Source organism: Leifsonia aquatica, from assembly GCF_014190775.1.
Taxonomy (GTDB): Bacteria; Actinomycetota; Actinomycetes; order Actinomycetales; family Microbacteriaceae; genus Leifsonia; species Leifsonia aquatica.
In genome coordinates this window covers 900,946-913,473 of the sequence record NZ_JACHVP010000001.1, presented here as the reverse complement: position 1 = coordinate 913,473, position 12,528 = coordinate 900,946, and the positions used below count along the sequence as shown (strand labels likewise).

At 71.1% G+C, this 12,528-nt stretch carries 12 protein-coding genes; 5 read left to right on the top strand and 7 right to left on the bottom strand.

The genetic code is table 11. The features are described from left to right. The first annotated feature begins 26 nt into the window (after nucleotides 1-26). Nucleotides 27-689 carry a GntR family transcriptional regulator gene (locus FHX33_RS04350; protein ID WP_021758177.1) on the top strand — a complete coding sequence of 221 codons (663 nt, stop codon included), beginning with the start codon at nucleotides 27-29 and terminating at the stop codon, nucleotides 687-689. A 53-nt stretch (nucleotides 690-742) separates the two neighbouring features. On the opposite strand, the gene rimM is transcribed toward FHX33_RS04350, so the two are convergent. The 3 genes from rimM to rpsP are packed head-to-tail and all read right to left on the bottom strand — an operon-like array spanning nucleotide 743 to nucleotide 2,166. Beyond that, nucleotides 743-1,453, bottom strand: a complete 711-nt coding sequence (gene rimM, locus FHX33_RS04345; RefSeq protein WP_021758176.1) for a ribosome maturation factor RimM — start codon at nucleotides 1,451-1,453, stop codon at nucleotides 743-745. A 1-nt stretch (nucleotide 1,454) separates the two neighbouring features. Then, complete coding sequence (locus tag FHX33_RS04340; protein ID WP_183428202.1) at nucleotides 1,455-1,685, bottom strand: RNA-binding protein; 231 nt, start codon at nucleotides 1,683-1,685, stop codon at nucleotides 1,455-1,457. A 4-nt stretch (nucleotides 1,686-1,689) separates the two neighbouring features. Beyond that, nucleotides 1,690-2,166 carry a 30S ribosomal protein S16 gene (gene rpsP / locus FHX33_RS04335; protein WP_021758174.1) on the bottom strand — a complete coding sequence of 159 codons (477 nt, stop codon included), beginning with the start codon at nucleotides 2,164-2,166 and terminating at the stop codon, nucleotides 1,690-1,692. 183 nt (nucleotides 2,167-2,349) lie between these two features. Here rpsP and FHX33_RS04330 point away from each other — a divergent pair, with 183 nt between their 5' ends. From FHX33_RS04330 to FHX33_RS04320, 3 genes are all read left to right on the top strand, one after another. Then, nucleotides 2,350-3,486, top strand: a complete 1,137-nt coding sequence (locus FHX33_RS04330) for a glutamate--cysteine ligase (protein WP_021758173.1) — start codon at nucleotides 2,350-2,352, stop codon at nucleotides 3,484-3,486. 65 nt (nucleotides 3,487-3,551) lie between these two features. Then, entirely contained in the window at nucleotides 3,552-4,259 is a 708-nt protein-coding gene (locus FHX33_RS04325; RefSeq protein WP_021758172.1) for an SGNH/GDSL hydrolase family protein, read from the top strand. An 88-nt stretch (nucleotides 4,260-4,347) separates the two neighbouring features. Continuing rightward, entirely contained in the window at nucleotides 4,348-5,052 is a 705-nt protein-coding gene (locus FHX33_RS04320; protein WP_183428201.1) for a GDSL-type esterase/lipase family protein, read from the top strand. A gap of 19 nt (nucleotides 5,053-5,071) precedes the next feature. Here the strand turns inward: FHX33_RS04320 and ffh are convergent, their stop codons facing one another. Genes ffh through ftsY form a run of 3 tightly spaced genes read right to left on the bottom strand, consistent with a single transcriptional unit; the run spans nucleotide 5,072 to nucleotide 8,059 of the window. Continuing rightward, a complete protein-coding gene (ffh, locus tag FHX33_RS04315; RefSeq protein ID WP_021763463.1) occupies nucleotides 5,072-6,640 on the bottom strand; it encodes a signal recognition particle protein in 1,569 nt (522 codons plus the stop codon). 32 nt (nucleotides 6,641-6,672) lie between these two features. Next, nucleotides 6,673-7,173: a DUF2004 domain-containing protein gene (locus FHX33_RS04310; RefSeq protein ID WP_021763464.1), complete on the bottom strand. Its 501-nt coding sequence runs from the start codon at nucleotides 7,171-7,173 to the stop codon at nucleotides 6,673-6,675. 10 nt (nucleotides 7,174-7,183) lie between these two features. Further along, nucleotides 7,184-8,059 (bottom strand): signal recognition particle-docking protein FtsY, encoded by an 876-nt coding sequence (ftsY, locus tag FHX33_RS04305; RefSeq protein ID WP_021763465.1) that lies wholly within the window; start codon nucleotides 8,057-8,059, stop codon nucleotides 7,184-7,186. Nucleotides 8,060-8,089: 30 nt separating this feature from the next. Between ftsY and FHX33_RS04300 the strand changes: the two genes are divergently transcribed. Next, nucleotides 8,090-8,860: a CHAD domain-containing protein gene (locus FHX33_RS04300; protein WP_021763466.1), complete on the top strand. Its 771-nt coding sequence runs from the start codon at nucleotides 8,090-8,092 to the stop codon at nucleotides 8,858-8,860. 57 nt (nucleotides 8,861-8,917) lie between these two features. Here FHX33_RS04300 and smc read toward each other — a convergent pair whose 3' ends face one another. Then, nucleotides 8,918-12,472 (bottom strand): chromosome segregation protein SMC, encoded by a 3,555-nt coding sequence (gene smc, locus FHX33_RS04295; protein WP_183428200.1) that lies wholly within the window; start codon nucleotides 12,470-12,472, stop codon nucleotides 8,918-8,920. Nucleotides 12,473-12,528: the final 56 nt, after the last annotated feature.

The window sequence follows — 12,528 nt, the reverse complement described above, 5'->3', positions numbered from 1 at the left end:
AGCGCCCCGCGTTCCGAGAGGACTCCATGACCGAGCAGCCGACCGCATACGAACGCCTGCGCGCCGAGATCCTCGACCTCGACCGCGTCCCCGGATCCCGCCTCACCGAGCGCGGGCTGGAGACCGATCTCGGCGTCTCCCGCACCCCGTTGCGGGCCGCCCTTCAGCGTCTGGAGAGCGAGGGCCTGGTCGAACGCGACGGCCGCGCGTGGCAGGTCTCCCCCATCGACCTGGGTGAGATCGCCCGCCTCAGCGAGCTCCGCGATGCGCTCGAGACGGCGGCCGTGCGACTGACCTGCGCGCGCGCGTCCGACGACGGCATCGCCGCCCTCGCCGAGCGACTGGGCGGGTACGACCTCGGGCGCACGCACGAGGACGCGATCGGAGCGGGCACCGGATTCCACGTCCGGCTCGCCGCCCTCAGCGGTAACCACTTCTTCGCCGACTCGGTGGACTCTGCCATGACCCGGCTGGCCCGCACCCGCTGGCTGGAGGTGCGCAGCGAGGAGTCGCGGCGAACGGCCTGGGAGGAGCACCGGCGCATCGTCGAGCTCGTCGCCGCGCGCGACGCGGACGCCGCGGCCGAGCACATCCACCGGCACATCGTCGCCACCCACGAACGGCTGGCGAACGCCCTGGGCTCCGACGCCCGCGGCCTGCGGGCACGCGGCCTCGCGATCGTCGGCTGACACGCGAAGAGCCCCGACCAACGGGTCGGGGCTCTTCGCAGTGCGTGGTGGGATCAGCCCTCGGTGGACGACTCCTCGGTGGGAGCCTCCTCGGTGGGAGCCTCCTCGGCGGACGTCTCCTCGGGTGCGGCTTCCTCGGCGGGAGCATCGCTTTGCGCCGGCTCTTCGACCATCTCTGCCTCCTCGTCGTCCGGGAGCTCTTCGAAGAGCCCGGGCGGCGGGGTGAGGGTGACGGTTCCGGCGGCCAGGTCGACCTCCGGAACGATCGCCTTCACGAACGGCACGAGGACCTCGCCGGCGTCGGTCTTGATCGCCAGCAGATCCTGCGCCGGGAAGTGGTCGACCCGGGCGACCGTGCCGACCGGATCGCCGTCGCGGACGGCGCTCAGCCCGACCAGCTGGTGGTCGTACCAGGCGTCCGGCTCCTCGGGGAGCTCCTTGACGTCCTGGCTGACCCACAGGATGGCCTTGACCAGGGTCTCGGCCTCCGTGCGGTCGTCGACGCCCTCGAAGAACCCGACCGCGTGGCCGTTGTACCAGCGCAGTTCGATGAGCTTCAGCGTCTTGCCGTGCCACTTGGATGCCGTGGGCACCTGGAGGGTGAACTCGGCGCCCGGGACGAACCGCTTCTCCGGCTCGTCCGTGAACAGCTCCAGCTTGAGGGCTCCCTTGAGCCCATGCGCCTTCGTGAGCCGGCCGATGCGGAGCTCGGTCTGATCCGGCCGCGGGGCGACGTCCTTGCGGGGCAGCTTGTGGTCGGCCACCTCAGTCGTCGACGACGTCGACGCGGACGCGCCGGCCGTCGGCCAGCGCGGACACGAGCGTGCGGAGCGCCTTGGCCGTGCAGCCGGAGCGGCCGATCACCCGGCCGAGGTCCTCGGGATTCACACGAATCTCGAGGACCTCGCCACGCGGCGAACCTTTGGCCACGACGTGCACGTCGTCCGGGTGGTCGACGATGCCCTTGACCAGATGCGTGAGCGCGGGTGCGAGCAAGGTGTTACGCCTTCTCGCCGTCGGCGTCGGCGACGATCTCTTCGGCCTCGGCGACGACCTCGGCCTCAGCGGCCTCCTCGGCCTCGACCTCGGCCTCGACGACGGCCTCGGCCTCGGCGACGACCGGCTTCTCGGCCTTCGGCTTGAGGACGGGCTTCTTCTTGTCGTCGGCGACGAACGCGACCTTCTCGTCGGCCGTCTTCACGGTCGAGACGGCGTTCTTGTCGCCCTTGAACTTGCCCCAGTCGCCCGTGAGCTTGAGGAGCACGAGCACCTGCTCGGACGGCTGAGCGCCGACGCTGAGCCAGTACTGAGCGCGGTCGGAGTCGACCTCGATGCGCGAGGGCTCCTCGGTCGGGTGGTACAGACCGATCTCCTCGATGACGCGACCGTCGCGCTTGGTGCGCGAGTCGGCGACGACGATGCGGTAGTAGGGAGCGCGGATCTTGCCGAGGCGCTTCAGACGGATTTTGACAGCCACAATTCTCCAGTGTTGATGAGTGCGTTTCGTCGAACTGACTGCCGTGGGCGTGGGGGCACACTCGGCAGGAGGTCTATTGGTATTCCGCCGAACCGGATAGAGGGTCGGGTAAGGCGGAACTCAACTAGCTATTCTGTCAGATACTGCCCTGCTTTGAACAATCGGACGGACGGGACGACACCCTTGCAGATCGAATTCTCGGAGTCCGAGCGCTCCACCGTCGGCATCGAATGGGAGATCGCCCTCGTGGACGGCGCCACCGGCGACCTCGTCCAGATCGCCGACGAGGTGCTCCGCGAGCTCGGGACGCCCGACGGGCGCGAGCACCCGCAGATCACCCACGAGCTCCTCCTGAACACGGTGGAGCTGGTGAGCCGCGTGCACCGGACCGTGCCCGCGGCGGTCGCCGATCTGCAGGAGCTGATCGGGCTGGTGCGGGAGGTGACCGACCCGCTCGGCGTGGAACTGCTCTGCGCGGGGACGCATCCCTTCGCCCAGTGGTACGACCAGAAGGTCACACCGAACGAGCGTTACGACCGCCTGCTCGACCGCACCCAGTGGTGGGGGCGCCAGATGATGATCTGGGGCGTGCACGTGCACGTCGGCGTCGACGAGCGCGACAAGGCGCTGCCGATCGTGAACGGCCTGCTCAGCTACTACCCGCACCTGCAGGCGCTGAGCGCGTCGAGCCCGTACTGGGCGGGCGCCGCCACCGGATACGCCTCGAACCGCGCCCTGATGTTCCAGCAGCTGCCCACCGCCGGTCTGCCCTGGCAGTTCGGCTCGTGGGCCAACTACGAGGAGTACGTGCAGGATCTGGTGACCACCGGTGTCGTCACCGACCACTCCGAGGTGCGGTGGGACATCCGCCCGTCGCCCAAGTGGGGCACTGTCGAGATGCGCGCGTGCGACGGGCTCTCCACGACCGACGAGGTCGGCGCGGTCGCCGCCCTGATCCACTGCCTGACCGACCGGATGTCCGGCGATCTCGACGAGGGCGTGGAGCCGGTGACCCTGCAGCCGTGGTTCGTGCGCGAGAACAAGTGGCGCGCCGCGCGCTACGGTCTCGACGCCGAGATCATCGTGGCGCCCGACGGCAGCGAGCGGCTGGTCTCGGAGTCGCTGCGCGAGCTCGTGGACGAGTTGCAGCCGACCGCCGAGCGCCTCGGCTGCGAAGAGGAATTGAGAGGCGTGCTGCGCATCCTGGACGGCGGCGCCAGCTATCAGCGACAGCTCGCCGTCGCCGCGGCGAACGGCGGCAGCCTGCAGGCCGTCGTCAGCTCGCTGACCCACGAGCTGCGCAGCGGACTGACCCGATGATCGCGCACAGCGACGTCCGGGGACGCCCATAGCGGGCGCATAGGATCCGTTCCTACGCTGGCAGCATGTTCGCTCACCGCCCGCTCGCCGCATTCGCCGCCGCCGTCACCGTGGCGACGGTCGGGGCGCTGGTGCTGAGCGGATGCTCCTCCACGGTGCCGCTGGCCGCGATCGGAACGGCCGTACCGGACGCGCACGCGCGGGTGGCCGTGATCGGCGACTCCATCGAGGCCGGGCTCGGCCTGACGGCGGGCGAGGCCTGGCCCGAACTGCTCGCCGTCGATCGGCGATGGGCGCTGGACAACCTCAGCGTCTCCGGCGCCGGCTTCATGGCGACCGGTTCGAGCGGCGACACCTTCGACGCCCAGGTGGACGCAGCGATAGCCGACAAGGCCCAGCTGGTGCTCGTCGGCGCCTCCGACAACGACCTCGGCCAGGACCTGGACTCCGTCTCGGCCGCGATGGCGACCGCCATCGGCCGGATCCGGGCGGCACTCCCCCAGGCCAGGATCGTCGGCTATGACGCGCTCTCCGGCGCCGCCTCGGACGACGAGCTCGCTCCGCTCGACGCCGCGCTCGAGACCGCGGTGACGTCGGACGGCGGCGTCTGGATCGATCTGGGCGAGCCCTACCGCGGGCAGGACGGCCTCGTGCAGGCGGACGGCGAGCATCCCACCGTCGCCGGCCAGCAGGCCATCGCCGCGGTCGCTCTGAGCCGCCTGGACGACCTCGTGGAGGCGCGAGCGACACGCGCGGCGGCAGCGACGAGCTGATCGTCCCGAATCCGCGCCTGACCGGGTGTTCGGACGCGCCGAACCGCACTCAGCATTCACGCAACTTCGACGCTCTATCCTGCACTTCGTGCAGATCACCCGCCCGCGCGCGCGTCGCCCTCTGAGGCTCGCGCTCACCCTCGCCGCCCTGACCGTGGCCGCCACCGCTCTGGTGGGCTGCGCGGCGACCGCCCGACCCGTCGCGGCCGAGGCCGCTGCCGCTCCGGCGGCGGAGCAGCGCCCGTCCGCGGTCGCCATCGGGGACTCCATCGCGTTCGGCAAGGGCGTCGGCCCCGGCGAGTCCTGGCCGGCGATCGTGGCGGAGCAGCACGGATGGCGCCTCGACGACCTGGCCGTCTCGGGTTCAGGCTTCGTGAAGGCGGGCTGGAACGGCACGACGTACCGCGATCAAGTGGCGAGCGCCCTCAAGCTGCACCCCCAGTTCATCCTCATCGCGGCCACCCGCAACGACCGCGATCAGGACCCGGCCGCCGTGACGGCCTCCGCCGACCGTCTGCTCGGAGAGCTGCGCGACACGTTCCCGCACGCGCACATCATCGGGATCACCGGCATCTGGGGAGCCGACGCCCAGCCCGCCACCCTGGATCGCGTCGACGACATCGTCCGGGCCGCCGTCAGCGACGTCCACGGGGACTTCCTCGACCTCGGCAGCCCGCTCCAGGGCAAGGCCGACCTGCTGCAGGCGGACGGGATCCACCCGAACGCCGCGGGTCAGCGGGCGGTCGCCGCCCGCGTCGAGAGCCGCCTGGCGCCGCTCGCCGCGACGCTGTAGCGCCTCACGCCGCTCGCGCCTAGCGGCCCAGGAACTTCTGCAGCGAGGCCAGCTCCTCCTCGGAGGGCCCGCCCTTCTGCGCTCCCCCGCCGCCGAGCCCGAAGCCGCTCCCCGCGGCCGCCGACGAGGCGTTCGGGTCGACGCCCGAGGCGAGGGCGGCGTTCTCCGCCGCGCGCTTCGCCGGGTTGCCGGAGCGCGAGCCCTTCTTCTTCTTGGCCTGCGGCTTGCGCCCACCGAAACCGGCGCCCGGGATCGGGCCCATGCCGGGGACGTTCGGAACGCCGCCCTTGGCGACGGTCTTCATCATCTTCGCGGCCTGCTCGAAGCGGTTGACGAGCTGGTTGACCTCGGTGACGGTGGTGCCGGAGCCCTTCGCGATGCGGAGGCGGCGCGAGCCGTTGAGGAGCTTCGGGGTGGTGCGCTCGGCCTTCGTCATCGACTGGATGATGGCCTCGGTGCGCACGATCTCGCGCTCGTCGAAATTGTCGAGCTGCTGCTTCATCGCGCCGGCGCCGGGCAGCATGCCCATCATCTTCTTGATGGAGCCCATGTTGCGCAGCTGCTGCATCTGCTTGAGGAAGTCGTCGAGCGTGAAGGTGTCGGTCGCGAACTTCTCGGCGACCTTGCGCGCCTCCTCCTCGTCGAAGGCCTCCTGGGCCTGCTCGATGAGCGTGAGGATGTCGCCGAGGTCGAGGATGCGCGACGCCATGCGGTCGGGGTGGAACGGCTCGAAGTCGTCCAGCCCCTCGCCGGTGGAGGCGAAGATGATCGGGCGACCGGTGATGGAGGCGACCGACAGGGCCGCGCCACCGCGCGCGTCGCCGTCGAGCTTGGAGAGCACGACGCCGGTGAAGTCGACGCCGTCCTGGAAGGCCTTGGCCGTCGCAACGGCGTCCTGACCGATCATCGCGTCGATGACGAACAGCACCTCGTCCGGGTCGGTCGCCTTGCGGATGTCGGCGGCCTGCTTCATCAGCTCGGCGTCCACGCCCAGACGGCCGGCGGTGTCGATGACGACCGTGTCGTACTGCTTGGTCTCGGCGAACTTCAGCGCGTCCTTCGCGACCTTCACGGGGTTGCCGACACCGTTGCCCGGCTCGGGCGCGTAGACCGGGACACCGGCCTGCTCGCCGACGATCTGCAGCTGGTTCACGGCGTTGGGGCGCTGGAGGTCGGCCGCGACGAGGAGCGGCGTGTGGCCGTCCTTGATGAGCCACTTGCCGAGCTTGCCGGCGAGAGTCGTCTTACCGGCGCCCTGGAGGCCCGCGAGCATGATGACCGTCGGCGGCTTCTTGGCGAACTGCAGCCGGCGCTGCTCGCCGCCGAGGATGGCGACGAGCTCCTCGTTGACGATCTGCACGACCTGCTGGGCGGGGTTGAGCGCCTTGTTGACGTCGTCGCTCAGCGCACGCTCACGGACCTTGCCGGTGAACTCCTTGACCACGTCGAGGGCGACGTCGGCGTCGAGCAGTGCCCGACGGATCTCACGGACGGTGCCGTCGACGTCCGCCGGCGACAGCTTGCCCTTGGTGCGCAGGTTCTTGAAGGTGTCCGCGAGACGGTCGGACAGCGTGCCGAAAGTAGCCATGATCCGACAAGTCTACCGGGCGCGGCAGAGTGTCAGCCCTGCGTGTCGACCGCCACGACGTCGCCGCGCACGTCGAACGCGACCGTCAGGATCGCGTCGGTGTCGTCGGGGCTGATCGAGTAGTCGAACGTGGCGAAGACCTCGTCCTCGCCCGCGTCGTCCGGCTGGAGGACGACGTGCAGCAGCTGCAGCGACCGCAGGACGTCGACGGCGATGTCGCCCGAGTTGTGCACCAGGAGGTCGACGAGGCTCTCGCCCAGGCTGTCGACGTGCTGGTCGATGTACGTGGAGGTCGCCGACTGTCGCGAGCTGAGCTCGGCGACGAGCGCATCCCGCGCACGCGCATCGAAGCCCTCCAGCGCCTGGATCAGCGCGGCGGCCGAGTCGAGCGCGTACTCGGTGACGGCCGTCTCGTCGTCGGCCAGCAGCTCCACCTCCACGGCCTGGTCGGCCATCTCGACGGTGTCCGACCAGGCGAGGCCGCCGGACGCGGTCTCGTCGATCACTCCGAAGTAGTCGTGCTCGATCGCCATGACGTGCCTCCTAGCCGACCAGCTGCTGTGCGAAGACGTGCGGGGTGAAGCCGGTGAGGTCGTTGATCCCCTCGCCCTGGCCGACCAGCTTGATCGGGATCCCGGTGCGCTCCTGCACCGCGAGCACGAAGCCGCCCTTGGCCGAGCCGTCGAGCTTCGTGAGCACGAGGCCGGTGACCCCGGCGTGCTCGAGGAACGCCTCCGCCTGCGCCAGGCCGTTCTGCCCGGTCGTGGCGTCGAGCACGAGCAGCACCTCCGAGATCGGCGCCTGCTTCTCGACGACGCGCTTGATCTTGGAGAGTTCGTCCATCAGGCCGCCCTTGGTCTGCAGGCGGCCGGCGGTGTCGATGATGACGATCTCGGTGCCGTCGTTCTTGGCCTTCTCGACCGTCTGGAACGCGACCGAGGCCGGGTCCTGCCCCTGCTGCTGCGGCCGGACGATGGAGGCGCCCGCGCGCTCCGCCCAGGTGGCGAGCTGCTCGACCGCGGCGGCGCGGAAGGTGTCGGCCGCACCAACGACCACCGTGCGGTCGTACGTGCGCAGGAACTTGGCGAACTTGCCGATGGTGGTGGTCTTGCCGACCCCGTTCACGCCGACGACGAGGACGATCGCGGGGCGCTCGCTGAGCTTCAGGGTGGTGTCGAGCCGGGAGAGCCGCTCCTCGAGCGTCTCGCGCAGCATGCGCTGGAGGTCGGCGGGGTCGATGGTGTGATAGCGCTCCACCTTGGCGCGGAGGTCGTCGACGATCGCCTCGGTCACGTCCGGCCCGAAGTCGGCGGTGATGAGTGCCGCCTCCAGGTCGTCCCAGGTGTTCTCGTCGATGGTCTTCTTGGCGAACAGCCCGCGGAGGGCGCCCGACAAGGACCAGGGGGTACGGTCTGCCATGCCACTCAGACTAGTTGCTAGCGTGGGGCCATGTTCTCCCTCGTGGCGGTGTCGGCCGAGCTCGCCGAGCAGCTCGTGGCGATCGAGTCGGGCGGGGAGGACGCCGTGCACCAGGCACGGACGCGCGTCCGGCGCCTCCGCAGCGTGCTCTCGGTCTACCGGAAGGCGTTCGAGCCCGAGGAGACCCGGCGGCTGCGCGCACGTCTGAAGACGCTCGGGACGCGACTCGGCGACGTACGCGACCGGGAGGTCAGGGCCGACGCGCTGGACGACCTGCTCCGCGCGGACGACGACCCGACGGTGATCGACGGCGTCGAGGCGCTGGCAGTGCGCGCCCGCGCCGATCATGACTCAGCGTCGACCGCGCTGCTGGAGCACCTGCGCGGCCGGTCGCAGCGCCGGCTGCTGGCCGACCTCCAGGCGTTCGTCGCCGATCCTCCGCTCACCTCGAACGGGCGGAAGCATCCGCGGAAGATCACACGACACGGCCTCGCGAAAGCCGTGCAGCGCGTCCACGCCGCCCACGGCGAGTCCCTCGACGAGAGGCACGCGACGCGCAAGGCCGCCCGTCGGCTGCGCTACGCGGCGGAGGCCGTGACCGACGACCTCGGGCGCGACGCCGTGCGCCTGGCGTCAGCGGCGGAGGTGGTCCAGGATGCGCTGGGGGCGCACCGCGACGACACGCTGCTCGCGGACTTCCTCCGCGAGCACGGGCTCGACGCAGCTGCCGTGCGCTGCGAGCGGCGCGCGGGCGAGGCGCTGGAGGGGCTGGACGGCAAGCTCGCCGCGATCGACCTCTGACCCGCTCCGGTCAGGGCGTCGACGGGAGAGGTCGCGCGGGGCGTCGCCTCCTCCTCGTTACGACGCCGCCTCCTGCGCGACGCGCTGGCCGACGACGGCCGACACCCCATCCTGGCGCATCGACACGCCGTAGAGCGCGTCCGCGATCTCCATGGTGCGCTTCTGGTGGGTGATGACGATGAGCTGGCTGCTCTCGCGCAGGTCCTCGAAGATCGTGAGCAGGCGGCCGAGGTTGGCGTCGTCGAGCGCCGCCTCCACCTCGTCCATGATGTAGAACGGGCTGGGACGGGCCTTGAAGATCGCGATCAGCAGGGCGACGGCGGCCAGCGACCGCTCACCGCCGGAGAGCAGCGAGAGCCGCTCGATCTTCTTGCCCGCCGGCTTCACCGACACCTCGATGCCCGTGGTGAGGAGGTCGTCGGGATCGGTCAGCGCGATGCTGCCCGTGCCGCCCGGGAAGAGGATCGGGAACACCCGGCCGAACGCCTCCTTCGTGTCGGCGAAGGCGGATTCGAAGATGGTCTGCATCTTCTCGTCGATCTCCTCGATGATCGTCAGGAGATCCGTGCGGGTGTTGGTGAGGTCGGTCAGCTGCTCGGTGAGGAATTTGTGCCGCTGCTCCAGGGCCGCGAACTCCTCCAGTGCGAGCGGGTTGACCCGGCCGAGCTGGGCGAGCTTGCGCTCGGCGGTCGCGAGGCGCTTCTGCTGCTGCTCGCGCACGAACGGGATCGTCGGCTGCTCCTCGTCGGAGCCCCCGTCGCCCTCCTGCTGCGTGTCGCTGTCGCGCTCGATGGGGATGCCGACTTCCGGGCCGTACTCGGCGACCAGCACGTCCTCCACGAGACCGAGCTCACTGCCGACACGCTCGAGCAGGCTGGAGAGGTGCAGCTTCTTCTCGTAGATCTGCAGCTCCAGCCCGTGGACGCTCTCGGTCACACCCTGCAGCCGTTCCCGCAGGGCGCTCTCCTCACGGCGCACGGCGGCGAGCTCCTCGTTCTGGCTGGCGCGTTCCGCTTCGGCGGTGGCGAGTTCGAGTCGGGCCTGTGCGACGGAACGGTCGGCGGAGGCGAGCACGGGAGGCAGCACGTCGACGACGCCCTGAGCGGCGTCCAGCTGGCGACGACGGATCACCGCGCGTCGAGCGGCCTCTTCGGCGGCGGCGCGCTCGGCCTCCAGCTGACGGGCCAGGGCCTCCCCGCGCGCCTGCTCGGCACGGACGCGCTCCTTGGCCGTCTCGACCCCCAGCCGGGACTCGACCTCCGCCTCGCGCGCGGCGTCGAGCTCGGCCGAGAGCGCATCCCGCGCGCTGACGTCGAGGATGGGGCGGGGCCGCGACCGGGCGGTCTCCAACTCGGCCTTCGCCTTCTCGGCGGCGGCCTCGGCCTCGGCGACGCGCTCGGCGGCCTGCTCGTGCGCGCGGCCGAGGCGCTCGGACTCGGCGAGGGCGCCCTCCAGCTGCACCTTCACGCGGTTGAGCTGCTCGGTGCGGGCGGCGAGCTTCGCGTCGAACTCGCGGAGGGCGGCGAGAGCGGCCTGCGACTGCTCCTTCGCGACCTGGAGGACGCCGCGCTGCTCGGCGAGGGTGAAGCCGGCGCGCTCGATGTGGGAGGTGACCTCGCCCAGGCGGTCGGCGGCGGCATCGCGCTCGGCGATGAGCTCGATGCGGCTCTGCTTGGCGCCGGAACCGCCGCGCAGCACGTAACGGGTCAGGACGTCGCCGCCGCGGGTGATCAGGGTCACCGGACCGCCCAGGTCGCGGCGGGTGAACTCGTCCGCGGCGGCGCGAGCCGCGTCGAGGTCGTCCGCGATGGCCGTGAACGCGAGGATGCCGAGCACCCCGGGCGGCGCATCGACGACACTGCGCGCCGGCACGACGCCCGCGATTCCGCTGAGATCGACGTCGGGGACGACCGCTTCGGCGAGCACGACCTCCACCCGGCCGAGATCGTCGCCGGCGGCGTGGGCGACCGCCTCGAACGCCGCCTCGCGGTCGTCCGCCAGCACGGCGTCGGAGAGGGAGCCGAGGGCTGCGGCGATGGCGGCCTCGTAGCCGGGGTGCACGCGGATGTGCTCGGCGACAAGCCCGCGGACGCCGGAGAGCCGGGCGGAGACCAGCGCGGCCGAGCCGTCCTTCTGGTCGAGGGCGAGCGAGAGGGCGCCGGTGCGCGCGGCGAGGGCGTCGCGCTCGCGCTCCAGCGTGTGCAGCTCCTCCCGCAGCCGTTCGATCTCGCCCTCGGCCTCGAACACGTCGGCCTGCGCGAGCTCGTACGCCTCGTCGAGGGAGTTCTCCCCCGCGTCGGACTCCTCGGCCTCCGCCTCGCGCTGGTCGAAGGCGTGCTGCGCCTGCGCGAGCCGCTCGGCGGCCGCGTCGAGGGCGTTCTGCTGACGGAGCACCTCGCCACGCACCGCGGCCAGGCGCTGGGCGGCGGCGTCGGCCTGTCCGCTCAGCTTCGAGATCTCGAGGTCGTGCCGCGAGACGAGCGCGCTCTGGGCGGCGATCTCGTCGTCCACGGCGTCCAGGCGGTCGCGGGCGGCCCGGGTCGCGCCTTGCGCCGCGATCCACGCCGCCTCCGCCTCGGCGACGACCGCGCGCAGGCGTTCGGCCTCGTCGTGGGCGTCCTGCACCATCTGCGGGCTGACCCGCGGCCCGTCGTCGGTCGACTCCGCCTGGCTGCCCAGCAGGGCGAGCCGCTGCGTGGCGAGCGTGTAGAGCGAGCGGAGGCGATCCTGGACCGACTCGAGCGCGAACGCCGTGCTGCGTGCGACGTCGACCGCGTCGCCGATCTGCGCCTGCTCGAGGCGGGTGCGCCGCAGCTGCTTCTGCTCCAGTTGCTCCTGCAGCACGATCTGCTCCGTGTGCCGTTCGGCCTCCGAGCGGGTGTGCACGTCGAGCACGCGACGGAGCCCGACGACTTCGTCGGCCAGCAGGCGGGCGCGCGCATCCCGCACCACGGCGGCGATGGTCTGCGCCTCGCGGGCGATCTCGGCCTGGTGCCCGAGCGGCTTGAGCTGACGGCGCACCTCCCCCGCCAGGTCACTGAGACGTGTCAGGTTGGCCTGCATGGCGTCGAGCTTGCGGAGCGTCTTCTCCTTGCGGCGCCGGTGCTTCAGGATGCCGGCCGCCTCCTCGATGAAGCCGCGGCGCTCCTCGGGGCTCGCCCGCAGGACGGCGTCGAGCTGCCCCTGCCCCACGATCACGTGCATCTCGCGCCCGAGACCGGAGTCGCTCAGCAGCTCCTGCACATCGAGCAGGCGGCAGGACTGGCCATTGATCGCGTATTCGCTGCCGCCGTTGCGGAACAGGGTGCGCGAGATCGTGACCTCGGAGTACTCGATCGGCAGGGCGCCGTCGGAGTTGTCGATGGTGAGCTGCACCTCCGCGCGCCCCAACGGACCGCGGGTCGAGGTGCCGGCGAAGATGACGTCTTCCATCTTGCCGCCACGAAGCGTCTTGGCGCCCTGCTCGCCCATCACCCACGCCAGAGCGTCGACGACATTGGACTTGCCGGAGCCGTTCGGCCCCACCACGCAGGTGACGCCGGGCTCGAAGGCGAACGTCGTCGGCTGCGCGAACGACTTGAAGCCCTTGAGCGTCAGACTCTTCAGATACACGCAGGTGAATTTACCGGACGTTCATGCCTGCGCCGCGCTGCGCGGCGTGAGTCGCC

What these genes read in the sequence shown, in the direction of transcription:
- FHX33_RS04350 (WP_021758177.1), top strand. Translation starts at nt 27, where the DNA reads ATGACCGAGCAGCCGACCGCATACGAACGCCTGCGCGCCGAGATCCTC.
- FHX33_RS04310 (WP_021763464.1), bottom strand. Translation starts at nt 7,173, where the DNA reads ATGGCGATCGAGCACGACTACTTCGGAGTGATCGACGAGACCGCGTCC.
- FHX33_RS04300 (WP_021763466.1), top strand. Translation starts at nt 8,090, where the DNA reads ATGTTCTCCCTCGTGGCGGTGTCGGCCGAGCTCGCCGAGCAGCTCGTG.
- ftsY (WP_021763465.1), bottom strand. Translation starts at nt 8,059, where the DNA reads ATGGCAGACCGTACCCCCTGGTCCTTGTCGGGCGCCCTCCGCGGGCTG.
- FHX33_RS04325 (WP_021758172.1), top strand. Translation starts at nt 3,552, where the DNA reads ATGTTCGCTCACCGCCCGCTCGCCGCATTCGCCGCCGCCGTCACCGTG.
- ffh (WP_021763463.1), bottom strand. Translation starts at nt 6,640, where the DNA reads ATGGCTACTTTCGGCACGCTGTCCGACCGTCTCGCGGACACCTTCAAG.